This window comes from Pseudomonas carassii, from assembly GCF_036324045.1.
GTDB classification, from domain to species: Bacteria; Pseudomonadota; Gammaproteobacteria; order Pseudomonadales; family Pseudomonadaceae; genus Aquipseudomonas; species Aquipseudomonas peradeniyensis.
The window spans coordinates 1-14,737 of the sequence record NZ_JAZDCT010000008.1 but is presented as its reverse complement, the minus strand read 5'-3'; the positions used below and the strand labels follow the sequence as shown (position 1 = coordinate 14,737).

8 protein-coding genes are annotated in these 14,737 nt (G+C 63.3%); 7 read left to right on the top strand and 1 reads right to left on the bottom strand.

Annotated elements, in window-relative coordinates; genetic code table 11:
• Nucleotides 1-3: 3 nt before the first annotated feature.
• On the bottom strand, nt 4-5,580 hold the full coding sequence (locus V0R62_RS08140) for an NEL-type E3 ubiquitin ligase domain-containing protein (RefSeq protein ID WP_330103366.1): 5,577 nt from the start codon (nt 5,578-5,580) through the stop codon (nt 4-6).
• Between the two features lie 180 nt (nt 5,581-5,760).
• Here V0R62_RS08140 and pip point away from each other — a divergent pair, with 180 nt between their 5' ends.
• From pip to V0R62_RS08105, 7 genes are all read left to right on the top strand, one after another.
• Nucleotides 5,761-6,732: a prolyl aminopeptidase gene (pip, locus tag V0R62_RS08135; RefSeq protein ID WP_050707271.1), complete on the top strand. Its 972-nt coding sequence runs from the start codon at nt 5,761-5,763 to the stop codon at nt 6,730-6,732.
• On the top strand, nt 6,729-7,166 hold the full coding sequence (gene dtd / locus V0R62_RS08130; RefSeq protein WP_062362635.1) for a D-aminoacyl-tRNA deacylase: 438 nt from the start codon (nt 6,729-6,731) through the stop codon (nt 7,164-7,166). The genes pip and dtd overlap by 4 nt, the downstream gene beginning before the upstream one ends.
• A 320-nt stretch (nt 7,167-7,486) precedes the next feature.
• On the top strand, nt 7,487-9,157 hold the full coding sequence (locus V0R62_RS08125) for a glucan biosynthesis protein G (RefSeq protein ID WP_408005640.1): 1,671 nt from the start codon (nt 7,487-7,489) through the stop codon (nt 9,155-9,157).
• Complete coding sequence (gene mdoH / locus V0R62_RS08120; RefSeq protein ID WP_330103364.1) at nt 9,150-11,717, top strand: glucans biosynthesis glucosyltransferase MdoH; 2,568 nt, start codon at nt 9,150-9,152, stop codon at nt 11,715-11,717. Before V0R62_RS08125 ends, mdoH begins: the two co-directional genes overlap by 8 nt.
• Nucleotides 11,718-11,949: 232 nt before the next feature.
• Nucleotides 11,950-12,747 (top strand): transporter substrate-binding domain-containing protein, encoded by a 798-nt coding sequence (locus V0R62_RS08115; RefSeq protein ID WP_186716282.1) that lies wholly within the window; start codon nt 11,950-11,952, stop codon nt 12,745-12,747.
• A 79-nt stretch (nt 12,748-12,826) separates the two neighbouring features.
• On the top strand, nt 12,827-13,789 hold the full coding sequence (locus tag V0R62_RS08110) for an amino acid ABC transporter permease (protein ID WP_330103363.1): 963 nt from the start codon (nt 12,827-12,829) through the stop codon (nt 13,787-13,789).
• Nucleotides 13,782-14,516, top strand: a complete 735-nt coding sequence (locus V0R62_RS08105; protein WP_186716283.1) for an amino acid ABC transporter ATP-binding protein — start codon at nt 13,782-13,784, stop codon at nt 14,514-14,516. Before V0R62_RS08110 ends, V0R62_RS08105 begins: the two co-directional genes overlap by 8 nt.
• Nucleotides 14,517-14,737: the final 221 nt, after the last annotated feature.

Sequence of the window (14,737 nt, the reverse complement as noted above, 5' to 3'; positions counted from 1 at the left end):
TCGTCAACTGCGATCCGGGTTGGCCAGCGTGGTCAGTTCACGGATCAGGTGCCGTTCCCGTGCCTGCTTGTCGTTTTCCAGCGCCTCGTACTCGGGCGCCAGTTCATCGAGGCTTTGCGGGGACTCGTCCAGGGCGCTGACCTGCGCCCTGTACTGCTGCTCGATGGCGTCGAAGCGTGCTGCGTAGGTCTGGCGCAGGTATCGGCACCATTCCTCATTGCTCGCGGCATACCTCAGGAACGACTCACCCTGCTCATCCCGGTGCACCTGGTCCATTGCCGCTGTCAGCTCGCTGCGGCTGACATCGGCAAAGGCTTCGTAGAGCATGTTGTCGTCGGGTACGCCCAGTTTCAGCTCCTGGTTCAGCCCGCGGCGATAGGCCAGGCGGACCTCCGCCTCGTCCCGGCCCTTGGCTTTTTCGCGGGCGATCTCATCCAGTCGGTACAATCGATAGAGGCGCGTGAGCTCCTGGTAAAGCGTGTGTTCCGTGTCACCCGCTGATGTCAGCAGGCTACGACTGTCGATCAACAGCTCGATGTTCTGGAACACCAGCAGTGCCCCGTCGTGACAGGTCTGGCTGCCGGTGTCCGGCTGTACCAGTGCCTCCTGTGCGATGGCATTGAACAGCGCGCGTTCTTGTGGCCTGACCAGTGCCTTGATCAGGACCATGCGCACGCGCTGGCAGAAGGACGGGCGGGTGGCGCCATTACGAAACGGGGCTGACTGCTGCAGGCGCCCGACCAGCGACAGCAGGTTGCCCGCATCGCCCACCTGTTCCAGTTGCTGCCAGGCATCGCGCAGCGCTTCGTTTTCCAGCTGTGCGCCTTGCAGCCAGGCCTCCAGGCGTGGCTGGTCATCGGCAAGGGGAAGGATTGGATTATGCAGATGCCCCCCCGCCAGTTCTTCATCCGAAGACGTCGCGGTCAGCAAGTCATCGGGCAGGCTCATGGCGAAGGTGAAGTTGCGCTGGGTATCGGAGGACGTGCGCGCGCGGAACATGGTGCTGCGGGTCAGTGGATTGTCGAACAGGGCAATGGACGACACGGGGAAGTCATGATCGAGGTTGCTGAAGATGTGCTCGGGTAGTTCGGTCAAGCGGTTCTCGCTCAGGTCGAGCAGTTCCAGCGGCAGCAGGCTGTCCAGCCAGGTGGGCCACTGCTCGATGGCCATGTTGTTCAGTTCGAGCCGGCTCAGGTTGCGCAAGGTCTCTGGCACCTCGGTGATAGTGCCCAGGCGGTTGCCGGCCAACTCCAGTGTGCTGAGATTGCTCAGTGTGCCGAACGTGGCAAGCACGCTGTCATCGATTACCAGGCCCATGTCGCGCAGGGACAGGTAGGTGAGCCTGGGAAGCCGCCGCAGTGCCGTCGGCAGCGTCTGGCTTGGCTGGGTGTGTTCGACGAGGCTGAGGTTTTCCACCAAGGGGAAGCGCCTCAGAAAGTCATCCAGTTGAGCGCTCGTGCTGCTGATCCTGGCCAGCGACAGGCTGCGTACGCGTTGGTGGAAGAAAGGCGGCAGACTCGGCGGAAAATGCTCCAGGGCAATGTTCTCCAGGCGCAGCGTGGTCTGGCGCATGCCCAGTTCCTGGTTGCGCCAGAACGTGTTGATGTTGATCCCGATCCGGTTGCGCATGGCCATGGCAGCCTGGCTCAGCGGCGCCGTCGAGCTTGAGGCGTTGGCCCAGCTGTCGAGGGCGTCGCGCAGTGCTTCGCGCTGCTGGGTGTAGTGGCGCAGCCGGGTATTCAGGGACGATGAAATGTCAGCATGGATCCTGCCGGCCTGACCCTGTTGATTGAGCAGTATGCGCAGCAGTTGATCCTCGATGATGGGATTGCCTTCCAGGGCAATGACCGAGTGAGTGGCAAGGTCCGGTTCGTCGCTCATGAGAAAGCTCGGCAGTGAGCGGATACGGTTGTCGCGTAACGAGACTTCCCTGATGCGGGTCAGGGGACGCGGCCTGAGGCCTTGGGGCCAATGGTCGAGCTCCATGCGCTCGAGGCCCAGGTAGTCGAGGGTCAGGCCTTCGAAAGCCTGGTAACCGTGGGTGAGAAGCCGATTGCCATCCAGGGTGAGCCGGCGCAAGCGTGGCAACGTTCGCAGGCTTTCGATTTCCCTGCTCGACAATGCCATGTTCAGGTTGGTGATGCTGAGGAACTCGAGCTCCGGTAAGCGACGAGTGATCGAGCCGAGGTCGTAAAGGAAAGTGGATGCGGGAGCGTTGTCGACATACGGCCGAGTGACTTCCAGCGACCGCAAGCCGGGGAATTGCTGGAGCAGGCTGGTGAGCAGGCGCTCGCGGCGCCCGAGGCTCGAGGCGCTGCCGTGAGACGGGTCGATGAGCTGAAGATGGCTGATATTTTCGCTGAAGTAGGTGGGTAGATCGGTTGGGAAGGTGTCCAGCGCGACTTGCTCCAGGCGAAGTGGTGTCGTCTCGTGGGGCGTCACAGGCAGGGCGTTGTCGTACCAGTGCTGGAGGAGTCGCTCGTGCAAGGTGTCGATCGCGTCAGTGTCGTGCCCGGCTGTGGATAGTGTCGTTTGTCGCCATTCGGCCAGCGTGCGACGCAAGGTTGTGTACTGCTCAAGCAAGGCCTGCAGGCGTATGTTTATTTCGCTTCGGCTCAATCCACTGCCTTCCAGGTCGGCCAGTATCTGGTCGGCTGTACGTGTCGTGTGCACCGGCAGGCCGGTTTCCCTGATCATGCGTAGCAGGGTGTGACGTGTGAAACCGCCCCCAGTGCCACCAGTGCCGCCCAATGGGTATCCCAGGCGGCCATCGGCCAGGCGCATCGGAGAGTGGAAGCCTTTGCGCACATCCTGCATGCGCAATACCGTCCTCAGGGCCGCGCGCGACAGCCTAGGTGCCGAGCGGAGCAGGCGTTTGAGCGCCAGCGAGTCATTCACGCCCGAACCGCCCAATGCGGCGCTTGTCGAGGCTGGAATCGCTTTCATCAGCGCGCTGTAGAGAGAGTCGTAGACCTGTTCCGACGCCTGTGCCGAGGTGTTTCCGCCCACGATGTAGCCATGGGGCATGCTGTGGATGGTTGTGTTCGGTTCAGCGTTTGGTGCTCCGATTCGTGTGCGCTCGACGGGCCAGTGCAGAGGTTGCTCCAGCTCGATGACCATATCTGCGGACCAGCCGGGAAGCTGTTCGAGCGTATGCAGGATCAAGCAGTCAGTGTCCCAGTTGCGCGCCGCGTCCAGATACAGCCCTTCATAGGCGCGAGCCAGGCGAACCTGCTGCTGATAGATGCGAGCCTCCCCGGCAAGGTGGGCGGAGATCCTGCCTATATCCAGGCCCTGCAGCTCTGCCTGGGCGCTATTGCGCAACAGTTCGTCGATGACGGGAAGCGGCAGCTGTGGATAACGTTGCCGCAGGATAGCGCCGCGAGCGGTGGGCTTGGTGTACAAAAGGTCGTAACGCTTCTGGAACGTCTTGCGCAGCATGTGGGGTTCAGTCACCGATGTGCGTAGATCCCGAGCCAGCTTGAAACGAGACAGCGTGTCTTCCAGCAACGCTGGCAGGCGCAGGTTCCGGCTGACGACCCGGCGCAACACGGACTCATCGGTGGCGCTGACTTCGAGTATCTGGGCTAAGGTGGCTTTGTCGAACTCCGCAGCCAGCTGGCCTGCCCGGTTGGCCAACTGGTTCAGTGGCCATGCCTGTGGTCGGTCCAGGCCATGCAGCCATGCACCTGCGCCATTGTGGCGCAATCGAGGTTGATAACCTTGGGGGCTTTGCGGGTGTACGAGGGCGTAGTCGTGGGGCGCTGTAATGGGTCTGACTGAAAACAGGCAGTCTTCCAGCGCCAACCAGGTCTTGCCTGCGTGGTGGTATAAGCCGAACTCATCCGCCTTCAAACCTGCCGGCAGCACGATGTCGTGGGCAAACGGCTTCAGGTCCGGGGACCAGAGGCGGACCTCGCCGTCAGGCCTGCGCACGGGCTCCAGTTCTTCGACAAATGAAGGCGTCTCGACGGTGATTTTCTCGATGGCAGGTTTTCCGCTGCTCGCCTCCCAGACTCCCAGTGCCGCCAACTGGGCAACGTTCTCAACCACGTCCACCATGTAGGCCAGGGCTTGCTGCCTGTCGCCCCGCGCCCAGCTGGCAAACCCTTCGTACACCTCGTGCCCCAGTTGCACCGCGGTCAGCCCCAGCATCACCGGGCCCAGGGCCGGTACGAAGAAAACGCCCAGAGCCAGGGCGTCGAAGGCCAGGCCGGTGTAGTACGCCAGCTGTTTCTGCGCTGTTATCCGGTCTTCCGTCGCGGTGGGGGCCGCGTGGAACAGGGCATCGTCCCTGAGCCTTTGACGTTTCTGCTCGACCAGCGCCTCGCGCAGTCCTTGCCCGAAGGGCTGCTGTGCCACCGTCACTCGGGCGTTCGGATCGCGCACACGGTTTACCGTTCCGCCGTACTGGCCCGGAATGACCTTGGAGGTACTCCAGTCCACCGGTTGCAGGCAGTCCAGCAACTGGGTGAAGAAGGCACTGCTGTCGCGTGCCGGCACGCTGTCGAGCAGTTGCCTGCGGGTCATGCCTCCCAACTGGTCGCGCAGGTAGGACTGCAGCGCCTCGGCGGTGCTGTGGTGCTTCAGAGGAATTCGCGCGCCGGGCAGGTACGTGACCAGCCAATGCTGGAAGGGCAGATGAAACGCAGGGTAGCGGGACGGCAGGCTGGGGCCGGTTTTGACGCCGAAGATCAAGGCACCGGTTACCGAGCTGCCGAACAGCTGCAGGAAGGTCGCGCCCAGCGGACGGCCTTCGTACTCGGCCTCGCCGTGTTCGACCAGCTTGAGCAAGGCCGTATACAGGGGCTGTTCGAGCCTTTCGCCCAGATAAGCCCTGTGCAGCTCCAGGCGCAGGGTGCTCAGTTCCGCGTCGCCGAATACTTTGGCCGCCTGCGGATCCGCCTGGCAGGCCTTTTCGATCAGTGTCTGGTACTGACCACCGATATCCAGCTCGCGGGATAATGCCGCGAATTCGGTCGGCGAGATCTCGACCCGGTTGCCGCTGGGCACCACGCCCACGAACGCATTGCTGTCGAGCACCCGTGAGCTGAGCCTGGCGGTATCCAGCCCACCGGGCAGCGCATGTTCGGCCTCGAAGTTCTGCAAGGCGCTGTGCAGCAAGGACTGGGTGGCTCGTCTGAACGACCGCGCTACCTGAACGATCGGGTCGCCGTAAGAGGCGTCCCGATAAGCCTCGGCCCGGCGGGCGTTGAACAGATAGGTGCTGTTCACGTCCAGCACCAGGTCAAAGCGCTGCTTGATCGCCTGGGTCAGCTGCTGCGTGGCGAACTGCCGTAGATCGGGTAGCTGCTTGAGCAGCCTGGCCACCTCATCCTGGGTCTGTCGATGAGTGCCGTACTCCTGCACCAGTTGCCGGGCTATGTCCGGATGGGCCAGGCAAGCCCTGTCGAACCAGGCGTTTGGTTGGCTCAGGGCATTGCGCATGTGGACATGGACCGGCTTTGCGACGTGCTTCAGCCAGTCAGGCATCTTGCCGGCGATCAGCCGTTTCGACAGTGAGCCTATGGGTTCGTCCGTCGCTGGCGCGCCAGCGACGCCGTTGTTGTTGACGCTCATGATGGGGCCTCGATGTAAGGGAGGCCCGGATGGTATGGACTGATTCACCGGCCCAGCACATAACATGATCTGGCTGTCAGCCCCGTCGGTATGCATCGGACCCCGCACGAGAGCATGCTCAAAGCGCAATTCAGGTTTATGATGCCAGGCGGCAGACAATATCCTCACACGGAGTGCGCGATGCAGACCCTCTACCCGCAGATCAAACCCTACGCCCGGCACGATCTGGCCGTGGAAGCGCCGCATGTGCTGTATGTCGATGAGAGCGGCTCGCCGGAAGGTCTGCCTGTGGTGTTCATCCACGGTGGCCCGGGCGCGGGCTGCGATGCCCAGAGCCGTTGCTACTTCGACCCCAACCTGTACCGTATCGTCACTTTCGACCAGCGCGGCTGCGGTCGCTCCACGCCCCACGCGAGCCTGGAGAACAACACCACCTGGCACCTGGTCGAGGACCTGGAGCGCATCCGCGAGCACCTCGGCATCGACAAATGGGTGCTGTTCGGCGGTTCCTGGGGCTCAACCCTGGCCCTGGCCTACGCCCAGAAACACCCCGAGCGCGTGCATGGCCTGATCCTGCGCGGCATCTTCCTGTGCCGCCCGCAGGAGATCCACTGGTTCTACCAGGAAGGCGCCAGCCGCCTGTTCCCCGACTATTGGCAGGACTACATCGCGCCGATCCCGCCGGAAGAGCGCGGTGACCTGGTCAAGGCCTTCCACAAGCGCCTGACCGGCAACGACCAGATCGCCCAGATGCACGCCGCCAAGGCCTGGTCCACCTGGGAGGGCCGCACCGCGACCCTGCGTCCGAACCCGCTGGTGGTCGACCGCTTCTCCGAGCCGCAGCGAGCCTTGTCGATCGCCCGCATCGAATGCCACTACTTCACCAACAACGCTTTCCTCGAACAGGATCAGCTGATCCGCGACATGCCGAAGATCGCTCACCTGCCCGCGGTGATCGTGCATGGTCGCTATGACGTGATCTGCCCGCTGGACAACGCCTGGGAGCTGCACCAGGCCTGGCCGAACAGCGAGCTGAAGGTGATCCGCGACGCCGGCCACGCCGCCTCCGAGCCCGGTATCACCGACGCCCTGGTGCGCGCCGCCGACCAGATGGCCCGACGCCTGCTCGACCTGCCCCTGGAAGAAGCATGAAGGGGCTGATCCAGCGCGTGCGCGGCGCGCGAGTGGAAGTAGCAGGGGAGATTGTCGGTGCCATCGACCAGGGGTTGCTGGCGCTGGTGGCGGTCGAGCCTGAAGATTCGCCCGAGCATGCCGACAAGTTGTTGCACAAGCTGCTGAACTACCGGGTGTTCAGCGACGAGCAGGGCAAGATGAACCGCTCGCTCAAGGATGTCGGCGGCGGCCTGCTGCTGGTGTCGCAGTTCACCCTGGCCGCCGACACCCGTAACGGCATGCGCCCGAGCTTTTCCACGGCGGCACCACCGGCCCTCGGCGCCGAGTTGTTCGACTATCTGCTGCGCCAGGCACAGGGTCAGCACCCGGTTGTGGCCAGTGGTCGCTTCGGTGCAGACATGCAGGTGCATCTGGTCAATGATGGCCCGGTAACATTTATGTTACAAATATGAGGTCAAAAAACCCTTTGTTTGTCGAAAAACAAGGGGTTTTGTACGATAAATAGTTTGTTCAGCCTGATGCGTTGTAACGCGACCTGCTGGATAATCGCGCGCTGCATGAACCTGCGTTCGCAGGTTCGTTTCACTTTGACTCGAGCATTGTCAGGATCCGTTTGGGGAATCATTACGCCCTCACGGGGTCCGAACAGTGCTCGCCAACCCGGCATTGGTCGCTGGCCGTTGGTTTCATGATCTGTTTTCGGCGAGGATTGCTCGTGATTGTAAGCCCCTGTATTGCACCTAGAATCCCCGGTACCCGGCTGCGCAAGGCCATGCTGGCCGGCGTGGCGCTGGTCGGCCTGTTGAGCGCGGGCCAGCTGTGGGCATTCAATCTGGACGACGTTGCAGCCAAGGCAAAGGATCTGGCCGGTCAGAAGTTCGAGGCACCGAAGAGCAACCTGCCGCCGGTGTTCCGCGACATGAAGTACGCCGACTACCAGAAGATCCGCTTCCTGCAGGAAAAGGCCGAGTGGGCCAAGGACAAGACGCCGTTCAAGCTCTCGTTCTACCACCAGGGCATGCATTTCGACACGCCGGTGACCATCAACGAGATCACCGCCAACAAGGTCAAGGAAATCAAGTACGACCCGAGCCGCTTCGAGTTCGGTGACGTGCCGCATGACGCCGAAGCCACCAAGAACCTCGGTTACGCCGGTTTCCGCGTGCTCTACCCGATCAACAAGGCCGACAAGCAGGACGAGATCATGACCCTGCTTGGCGCCAGCTACTTCCGCGTGGTCGGCAAGGGCCACCGCTACGGCCTGTCGGCCCGTGGCCTGGCCATCGACACCGCGTTGCCGTCCGGCGAGGAATTCCCGCGCTTCCGCGAGTTCTGGATCGAGAAGCCCAAGCCGAACGACAAGCACCTGGTGATCTACGCGCTGCTCGACTCGCCGCGCTCCACCGGCGCCTACAAGCTGACCCTGCGTCCGGGCGAGGACACCCTGGTCGACGTCAAGTCGCGGGTCTACCTGCGTGACAACGTCAGCCGCCTGGGCATCGCCCCGCTGACCAGCATGTACCTGTTCGGCCCCAACCAGCCATCCAAGGTCATGAACTACCGTCCGGCCCTGCACGACTCCGAAGGCCTGGCGATCCACGCCGGCAACGGCGAGTGGCTGTGGCGTCCGCTGAACAACCCGAAACACCTGGCCGTGAGCAACTTCAGCGTGGAGAACCCGCGTGGTTTCGGCCTGCTGCAGCGCCAGCGCGACTTCAGCGACTACGAAGACCTCGACGACGAATACGAGAAGCGCCCGAGCGCCTGGATCGAGCCGAAGGGCGACTGGGGCAAGGGCACCGTCGACCTGGTCGAGATCCCGACCGCCGACGAGACCAACGACAACATCGTGGCCTTCTGGAGCCCGGAAAAGCTGCCTGAAGTGGGCAAGCCGTTCGAGTACGACTACCGGCTGCGCTGGACCATCAAGGAAGACCAGCTGCATTCGCAGGAACTGGGCTGGGTCAAGCAGACCCTGCGTTCCACCGGCGACGTCAAGCAGTCCAACCTGATCCGCCAGACCGATGGCACCGTGGCTTTCCTAGTCGACTTCATCGGCCCGAACCTGGCCACCCTGCCGGCCGACACCGCCGTGCGCAGCCAGGTCAGCGTCGGCGACAACGCCGAGGTGGTCGAGAACAACCTGCGCTACAACCCGGAAACCAAGGGCTGGCGCCTGACCCTGCGCCTGAAGGTGCAAGATCCGAAGAAATCCACCGAGATGCGTGCCGCGCTGCTGCGCGACGTTCCGGTCGAGCAGCCCAAGCCGACCAAGCAGGACAAGGCCGCGGCCAAGCATGCTCACACCAAGGCCGAGAAAGCCAAGGCCGAGAAGGCTGCCGAGCAACCCGCCGCCGATGCGGCATCCACCAACGGGACCCCGGCCACCACCGAGAAAGTGCTGACCGAGACCTGGAGCTATCAGTTGCCTGCCGATGAGTAACTCAAGCGCAAGGCCGGAATCGCTGAGCGAGTACCTGGCCCACCTTCCCCTGAGCGACGAGCAGCGTGCGGAACTCGCCCGCTGCACCTCCTTCAGCGAGCTGCACCAACACCTGGCGGCCCAACCGGCCGCCGGCACCGCCGAGGCCGCTCAGGTTTCGGTGGGCGCCCGTCTTACCGTCGGCAGCGCCGCCGAGCTGGAAGACGCCGAGATGCTCGGCGTCGATGCCGGTGGGCGGCTGTGCCTGAAGATCGCGCCGCCGATCAAGCGCACCAAGGTCGTGCCCGAGCCGTGGCGCACCAACATCCTGATCCGCATGTGGCGGCGCATGACCGGCCGCACCAACGCCCCGCAGCCGCCCAAGCGCGAGCTGCCGCCGGCGCGCTGGCGCACGGTCGGTTCGATCCGCCGTTACATCCTGCTGACCCTGATGATCGGCCAGACCCTCGTCGCCGGCTGGTACATGAAGGGCATCCTGCCGTATCAGGGCTGGTCGTTCGTCGACTTCGACGAGATCCTCAACCAGCCGTTGTGGGACACGGTGGTGCAGGTGTGGCCGTATGCGCTGCAGACCTCCATCCTGGTCCTGTTCGGCATCCTGTTCTGCTGGGTGTCGGCGGGCTTCTGGACCGCCCTGATGGGCTTTCTCGAGCTGCTCACCGGGCGTGACAAGTACAAGATTTCCGGCAGCAGCGCCGGCAACGAGCCGATCGCGCCCGAGGCGCGCACCGCGCTGGTGATGCCGATCTGCAACGAAGACGTGCCACGGGTGTTCGCCGGCCTGCGCGCCACCTTCGAATCGGTGGCCGCCAGCGGCAACCTCGACCGTTTCGACTTCTTCGTGCTCAGCGACACCAACGACACCGACATCGCCGTCGCCGAACAACAGGCCTGGCTCGACGTGTGCCGCGAAACCAAGGGCTTCGGCCGCATCTTCTACCGTCGCCGCCGGCGCCGGGTGAAGCGCAAGAGCGGCAACCTCGACGACTTCTGCCGTCGCTGGGGCGGCGAGTACAAGTACATGGTCGTGCTCGACGCCGACAGCGTCATGAGTGGCGAGTGCCTGAGCAGCCTGGTGCGCCTGATGGAGGCCAACCCGGACGCCGGCATCATCCAGACCGGGCCGAAAGCCTCGGGCATGGACACCCTGTATGCGCGCATGCAGCAGTTCGCCACCCGCGTGTATGGCCCGCTGTTCACCGCTGGCCTGCACTTCTGGCAGCTGGGCGAGTCGCACTACTGGGGCCACAACGCGATCATCCGCATGAAGCCGTTCATCGAGCACTGCGCCTTGGCGCCGTTGCCGGGCAAGGGCGCCTTCGCCGGTGCGATCCTCTCCCACGACTTCGTCGAAGCCGCGCTGATGCGCCGTGCCGGCTGGGGCGTGTGGATCGCCTACGACCTGCCGGGCAGCTACGAAGAACTGCCGCCGAACCTGCTCGACGAGCTCAAGCGCGACCGTCGCTGGTGCCACGGCAACCTGATGAACTTCCGCCTGTTCCTGGTCAAGGGCATGCACCCGGTGCACCGCGCGGTGTTCCTCACCGGGGTGATGTCGTACCTGTCGGCGCCGTTGTGGTTCCTGTTCCTGGTGCTGTCGACGGCGTTGCTGGCGACCAACACCCTGATGGAGCCGCAGTACTTCATCGAGCCGTTCCAGCTCTACCCGCTGTGGCCGCAGTGGCATCCGGAGAAGGCCATCGCGCTGTTCTCCACCACCATCGTGCTGCTGTTCCTGCCCAAGCTGCTCAGCATCATCCTGATCTGGGCCAAGGGCGCCACCGAGTTCGGCGGGCGCATAAAGGTCACCCTGTCGATGCTGATGGAGATGCTGTTCTCCATGCTCCTGGCACCGGTGCGGATGATCTTCCACACTCGCTTCGTGCTGGCCGCGTTCCTCGGCTGGGCAGCAACCTGGAACTCGCCGCAGCGTGATGACGACTCCACGCCGTGGAGCGAAGCGGTGCGCCGCCATGGTCCGCAGACCCTGCTGGGTATTGCCTGGGCTGGGCTGGTGGCCTGGCTGAACCCGAGCTTCCTGTGGTGGCTGGCGCCGATCGTCGGCTCGCTGGTGCTGTCGATCCCGGTGTCGGTGATCTCCAGCCGCACGCGCCTGGGCCTGGCGGCCAAGGACGAGAAGCTGTTCCTCATCCCCGAGGAGTACGCAACGCCGCAAGAGTTGCTGGCGACCGACCAGTACACCCACGAGAACCGCTGGCACGCCTTGCACGACGGTTTCGTCCGTGCCGTGGTCGACCCGCGCCAGAACGCCCTGGCCTGTGCCATGGCCACGGCGCGTCACGGTCAGGCGGCCCCGATCGAGGCGCTGCGCGTCGAGCGCGTGGCCAAGGCACTGGAAGTCGGCCCGAAAGGCCTGGACCTGAACACCCGCCTGGCGCTGCTCAGCGATCCGGTGGCGCTGTCGCGCCTGCACGAGCAGGTGTGGGCCGGGCACAACACGGCGTGGATCGATGTGTGGCGGGCATCCATCGCCAACGATCCGCACTCGCCGCTGCTGCCGCTGCATCCGGAGAACGTGGCCCAGCCAGCCCTGGCTTGAGTCCGTTGCTCCGATAATCGCGGGGCCAGCCCGCTCCCACGCCATCTCAACGGTGCGTGGGAGTGGGCTGGCCCCGCGATGCTTTCTGGTCGATTTTGGCCAACAAAGTCCCCCCCGGCTCTAGGTCCGGCGCCGCGCATGCGTTAGCATCCGTCCCGATATTGCGCATCGGTCTGTCGGACCGTGCTTACAAGAAAAATCTGCGTACTTCTTGCTAGGGGACTTGGTGATGATTAAGAAATACCTGTCGCGACTGCTGGTAGGTGCGACCGCCCTGATCGCGGTGACCGCCGCCCAGGCCGGCGCCATCGACGACGCGGTCAAGCGTGGCACCCTGCGCGTTGGCATGGACCCGACCTACATGCCGTTCGAAATGACCAACAAGCGCGGTGAGATCATCGGCTTCGAAGTCGACATCCTCAAGGCCATGGCCAAGTCCATGGGCGTCAAGCTGGAGATGGTCTCCACCGCCTACGATGGCATCATCCCGGCCCTGATGACCGACAAGTTCGACTTCATCGGCAGCGGCATGACCCTGACCCAGGAACGCAACCTGCGCCTGAACTTCAGCGAACCCTTCATCGTGGTCGGCCAGACCCTGCTGATCCGCAAGGAGCTGGCGGGCGAGATCAAGTCGTACAAGGACCTGAACAACGAGAAGTACCGCCTCACCTCCAAGCTCGGCACCACCGGCGAGATGGTCGCGAAGAAGCTGATCAGCAAGGCCAAGTACCACGGCTACGACAACGAGCAGGAAGGGGTGATGGACGTGGTCAACGGCAAGGCCGACGCCTTCGTCTACGATTCGCCCTACAACGTGGTGGCGGTGGAGAAGGCCGGCGCCGGCAAGCTGGTGTTCCTGGAAGAGCCCTTCACCTACGAGCCTCTGGCCTTCGGCCTGAAGAAAGGCGACTACGACAGCATCAACTACATCAACAACTTCCTGCACCAGATCAAGCATGACGGGACCTACGATCGTATTCACGACAAGTGGTTCAAGAGCAAGGAATGGCTGAAGGAAATGGAATAAGGCCCGGGCCAAAACCCCAGGCGCTGACCTCGACGCGCAGGCAAGCCCTGCGCGTTTCGCTTTTACGGAAGTACCCCACGTGATCAAACACAAGAAAGCACAGTGGCCCTGGCATGGGCTGACCGCGCTGGTCCTGGTGGGCCTGGCGTTCAGCCTGTACCTGGCCACCTCGATGATTTCCTACGAGTGGCGCTGGAACCGCGTTCCGCAATACTTCGCCTACAAGGCCGAGGAAACCCAGCGTGCCGCCAATCCAGGCACGGTCGAGGAAATCGTGGTGTCCGGCGACAACGCCCGGGTCACCCTGAAGGGCGAAAGCGGCGACACCCAGGTCGTCGAAGTGGCCAAGGACAGCATGTTGTTGGCCCGCGGTGACGATGTCGCCGAGGGCGATGCCATCGGCGTCACCCGCCACTGGGCCGCCGGCCCCTTGGCCTGGGGCCTGTGGACCACGCTGTGGATCTCGGTGATTTCCGGCGCCCTGGGCCTGGTGATCGGCCTGTTCGCCGGGCTGTGCCGGCTGTCGAACAACCCGACCCTGCGTGACCTGTCGACCGTCTACGTCGAGCTGGTGCGCGGCACGCCGCTGCTGGTGCAGATATTCATCTTCTACTTCTTCATCGGCACCGTGCTCAACTTGTCCCGCGAGTTCGCCGGAGTGGCGGCGCTGGCGCTGTTCACCGGCGCCTACGTGGCCGAGATCGTCCGTGCCGGCGTGCAGTCGATCGCCAAGGGCCAGAACGAGGCGGCGCGCTCCCTGGGCCTGAACGGTGCCCAGTCGATGCGCCACGTGATCCTGCCCCAGGCCTTCAAACGCGTGCTGCCGCCGCTGGCTGGGCAGTTCATCAGCCTGGTCAAGGACACTTCGCTGGTGTCGGTGATCGCCATCACCGAGCTGACCAAGAGCGGCCGTGAGGCCATCACCACCTCGTTCTCGACCTTCGAGATCTGGTTCTGCGTGGCGGGCCTGTACCTGCTGATCAACCTGCCGCTGTCGCACATCGCCAGCCGGCTCGAGCGGAGGCTTGCGCAAAGTGATTGAAGTCCGTGACCTGCTGAAAGTCTTCGACACCCGTGGCCAGGTGGTGCGCGCGGTGGACAACGTCACCACCCAGGTCGCCAAGGGCGAGGTGGTGGTGGTGCTGGGGCCTTCGGGCTCGGGCAAGTCGACCTTCCTGCGCTGCCTGAACGGCCTGGAGCATTTCGACGAGGGGCATGTGTCCATCGGCGGTTTGCAGCTGGACGACCCGAAAACCGATATCAACGCCTATCGCCGTGAAGTCGGCATGGTGTTCCAGCACTTCAACCTGTTCCCGCACATGACCGTGCTGGAGAACCTGTGCCTGGCGCAGAAGGTGGTACGCAAGCGCAACAAGGCCGAGCGCGAGGCCAAGGCCCGGGCGTTGCTGGAAAAGGTCGGTATCGCGCAGAAGGCCAACGAGTATCCATCGCGGCTCTCCGGTGGCCAGCAGCAGCGGGTGGCCATTGCCCGGGCGCTGGCGATGGACCCGAAGGTGATGCTGTTCGACGAGCCGACCTCGGCGCTTGATCCGGAAATGGTCGGTGAGGTGCTGGACGTGATGAAGACCCTGGCCCAGGAAGGCATGACCATGGTCTGCGTGACGCACGAGATGGGCTTTGCCCGGGAAGTGGCGGATCGGGTGTTGTTCTTTGACCACGGGAAGTTGCTGGAAGATTCGCCGCCGCAGGAATTCTTTGCTGCGCCGAAGGATGTGCGTGCGCAGGCGTTTTTACGGCAAGTTTTGTGATTGTGTTTAGACCTGCGTAAACCGTGGGTGCAATGTATATGATCAAGCTGTTCAGGCCTCTTGCTATATATTGGCGAGGGGTCTGACAGTCGAAACACCACTGCCCTCCAGTCAAAAAACACTCATCTCTTGATCTTGATCTTGATCTTGATCTTGATCTTGATCTTGATCTTGATCTTGATCTTGATCTTGATCTTGATCTTGATCTTGATCTTGATCTT